This is a genomic window from Consotaella aegiceratis (assembly GCF_036541425.1).
Lineage (GTDB): Bacteria > Pseudomonadota > Alphaproteobacteria > Rhizobiales > Rhizobiaceae > Consotaella > Consotaella aegiceratis.
Map to the genome: position 1 here is coordinate 1 of NZ_JAZHFT010000104.1, position 3,617 is coordinate 3,617.

The window sequence follows — 3,617 nt, forward strand, 5'->3', positions numbered from 1 at the left end:
CCAGGCTGGTGCGCGCATGCTGTGCGCGAGTGGTATCGGTCCACATCGTTGATCCAAGGTAGTTTTTGGCAAAACCCCTGAATCAACGGCCGGCGAGGCTGTCAAGCTAACCCACTGATACCACTCACCTCAATTTCGGATCAGACACTAAGGTGTGAATATGTCAAAGACTCTCACGCCGAACCAAATGCTCGGGGAAATCGGTGAGACCGCGGTGCGCCGTCGGTTCCTCGATATTGGGTTTCAGTTTGACGGCCGCTCGCGCCTGGAAGCCGGCATAGATGGTATTGCCGAGGTGATGGATGAGGGAAGGCCGTTGGCACGGATGATCGCTGTTCAGGTGAAGGCGACGGAATCAGGAACCTATGCTGGCGAGGACGAAGAGGGCTTTACTTATCTGCTGAAGCGCAAGGACCTCGAATACTGGCGCCCGTCAAACCTGCCGGTCATCATCGTGCTCTACCGTAGGGCCGATGAGAGCTTCTACTGGCAGGAAGTTCCCAGCGGCCTCATGGAAGGGGATCGCCGTCTCCAGTTTGACAAACAGCGCGATGTACTCGACCGAAACGCGGTCGATCGTCTGGCTGCGCTGACTGTCCCGAAAGCCGGGTTTGGTTACTACGTCCCGCCGCTCGGCGGCGGCGAGGAAGCGCTCGTCAATATTCTGCCGATCTCCATGCCCCCTGAAATTTACGTTGCCTCGACGCCGCATTCGGGACCAAAGGCGGCGGCGCTCCTGCTTGAAGGGGACGAACCAGCGCGATTCGACTGGGTAATCAACGGCGGTTCGTTCTGGTCGTTTCATGATCCGCGGACATCGTCGTGCCGGGAGATTGTTGACCCTGATCAGGTTGATGCCATCGACACCAGCTACTTGGCATTTCACGAGGACCTGGACGAACAGAACAAGTTCGCCTTTCTCCTGCGGCAGGCGTTAAGGCATCAGACCCGCGAGGATCTGAACTGGGAGAAAGAGCGCAAGCTGCTGTATTTCAGGGCGCTTGAGAAGAACATTCCACGCCGGTTCTATTATGAGGCTTCGCGCAATAGGACCCATGCCGATGTCGTCAATGTCATCACCAGCAAGAAGGAAGAGGGTCGCGTGGACTTTGTGCGGCACCATGCGTTCGCTCCCCGGTTCGAGCTGCTGGATGATCAGTGGTTCCTGGTCGTAACCCCGACCTACTATTTCACGACCGACGGCTTTACGCCTCATTCCTACCCCCAGGCACTACTTGCCGGAAAGAAGCGGATGGACAACAGCAGCTTCGCTGCGGGGGCAGGTGATCATGTGGCACCGTTTCCTGACCCAGAAGGAGCGCGCCGCTGGTGATCTGTTCGGGCGGGACACCGAGCCCGAGCCGAGTTTGCGGTTCGAGGTGCCGCCACAGATTACTCTCGATACGCGGGTGCCGGAAGATGTGTGGGGTGAGCCCAGAAAGAAAGCGGAAGAGCCTGACAACCAGGAAAGGCTCGCGGTCTGATGGAGTTCGAAAACAGGATATTCGACGAGCCGGAGCTAGAGTTTGGTGATCAGCATCATCATCCCGATCCGCGGCTGGGGCTTGTGGAAGCCGGCCCCCTGCAGCCGCCTCTGGGTGAGGTGATTAGGGTCGGCGTCGTCGGCACCGCCAAGACCGTCGAAAGCACGCAGAGCTATCTGACTACCGTATCAACGGGCATCAAGGGTAAGACCGAAAAGCACCCCAACCTTCATCCAGACTTTCCGGGGCTCGGTAATCAAAACCCGTTTCGCTGCCGGTTCGACATACCGGACGGCGCGACAGCCGCGCTATCGCAGAGCCGGATCGACAAGATCGTCAAGGAACCGAACCACGAAAAAGCAGTCGAAATGGCGGTCGAGGAAATCGTCGCGCTTTTGCAAGTGCTCGATGACAGCGGTGAGCGGCCAGACGTCGCGATTATCGCGCTGCCCGTTGCGCTGATCGTGCGCGTGTGGAACGCCAAGGTCGATTCAAAGAGCACGACGGAGAAGGAAGACAGCGGCGGTTCCGATGCGCCGAACTTCCGAGGGCTGCTCAAGGCCCGCACAATGGGCCTGAACTTTCCGATCCAGATCGTCTGGGAAGACGTGATCGACGAGAAGGTGTCGATCCCCCAGAAGATCAAGGAAAGCCGCGACCGCGACATTCAGGATCAGGCTGACCGAAGCTGGAACCTAATGACGACGCTTTACTACAAGGGCAGCGGCCGCATTCCTTGGCGCCGTATGCCGCGCGAGGCCGAATTCGCCGCCTGCTATGTGGGAGTCAGCTTTTACCGCGAGGCCGCCGGACAGCAGCTCTTCACCAGCGCGGCCCAGATGTTCGATGAGCGCGGGCGCGGTTTCATCCTGAAAGGCAAGCGCGCGCAGACCGAAAGCCGCGGCCGGCATCCCTACATGACCTTTGACGATGCCTACGAGCTGGCTTCCCAGGTGCTTGCTGCTTACAAGAGCCACCATAAGCATTTTCCAGCACGGGTGATTGTGCTCAAGACCTCGCGCTTCAGGGGCGATGAAGCGGATGGCATTCTGAAGGCGCTTGAGGAAGCCGGTACCGAACTCCGGGACCTGGTCTGGGTCCAGGAATCCTACTCCGTGAAGATTCTGCGCGACGGCAATTACCCGGTCCTGCGCGGCACGTTCGTCAACCTGGCTGACAAAGGGCTGCTCTACACGAACGGCAGCATTCCCTATTACGGCACCTATCCGGGCCAGTACGACCCGCGGCCTTTGCTGCTCTGTCCGCATGAAAGCTGCGACAGCACGATCGCCCAAATCGCTGAAGAGGTATTTTCCCTGACGAAGATCAACTGGAATTCAACCCAGATGAACCAGCGGCTTCCCATTCCGATCCGGGCGGCGCGCAAAGTCGGAGAAGTCTTGAAATATATGGACGAGGGACAGACCGTCAGTACGGATTATCGGAGATACATCTGAATGTGTCTGATCACGATGGAGTTGCCTGCTTGGCCGTAAAGTACTCGGATGTGGCTGGCGCCGGGTGAGCAGTGTGCTATAGGATAATAGCACGGAGACGGCGGATGCACGCCTAACGTTGTAAAACATTCGAGGCTCCGTCCGTAGACGATAGTCCCCGAAACCACGGTTTTCCGTGCAACCCAGAAAAATCCAATCTTTTCAAAAGCCCGAATTTTTGTCGGGACACGGATCGGTGCATTTTTGTCGAGAAAATTTTTCTCTCTTATATTTCAACGGACTTAGGTGCTTCTCAATAATCGAGTGGGAATGAAAGATGATCGTTCGCGGCGTTTCGCGAACTATCATTTCATTGCCGTAACTAGCTGAAATCAAAAGAAAAGTCAATCGCGCTCTTTCGGAGTCTCAGGGCTATCGCATTTGGCCGAGGATGGAACGAGCGAAGTCGTTGGACCATCCGGATCGCTTTCGCTTGCGACGGATGGAGATTGAGGGCCTGGCGCGCTTGAGCATGTTGAGGGCGAGCTTGCGCAGAATGGCGAGGTTTTTCGGGCCGTTGTCCTTGCGGTTGCGGGCGCGGTCCTCGTCGAAGGTCATGTCGAGCACCCAATGCAGGCTGTTCTCGATGGACCAGTGAGCCCGGGCCGCCGCCAGGTAGGCCTCGGCGCTCAGCGGC

Annotated in this window: 3 protein-coding genes; 2 read left to right on the forward strand and 1 reads right to left on the reverse strand. The window is 57.7% G+C overall.

Annotation, left to right across the window (positions count from 1 at the left end):
* The first annotated feature begins 160 nt into the window (after nt 1-160).
* Both SMD10_RS25035 and SMD10_RS25040 read left to right on the forward strand, forming a co-directional pair.
* The gene (locus tag SMD10_RS25035) at nt 161-1,333 is read left to right on the forward strand and encodes a DUF4365 domain-containing protein (protein WP_331688445.1); all 1,173 of its coding nucleotides are present in this window, start codon (nt 161-163) and stop codon (nt 1,331-1,333) included.
* A gap of 150 nt (nt 1,334-1,483) precedes the next feature.
* A complete protein-coding gene (locus tag SMD10_RS25040) occupies nt 1,484-2,941 on the forward strand; it encodes an argonaute/piwi family protein (RefSeq protein WP_331688446.1) in 1,458 nt (485 codons plus the stop codon).
* Between the two features lie 411 nt (nt 2,942-3,352).
* On the opposite strand, the gene SMD10_RS25045 is transcribed toward SMD10_RS25040, so the two are convergent.
* On the reverse strand, nt 3,353-3,617 hold a 265-nt coding region (locus SMD10_RS25045; protein ID WP_331688447.1), incomplete at its 5' end, for an ISAs1 family transposase.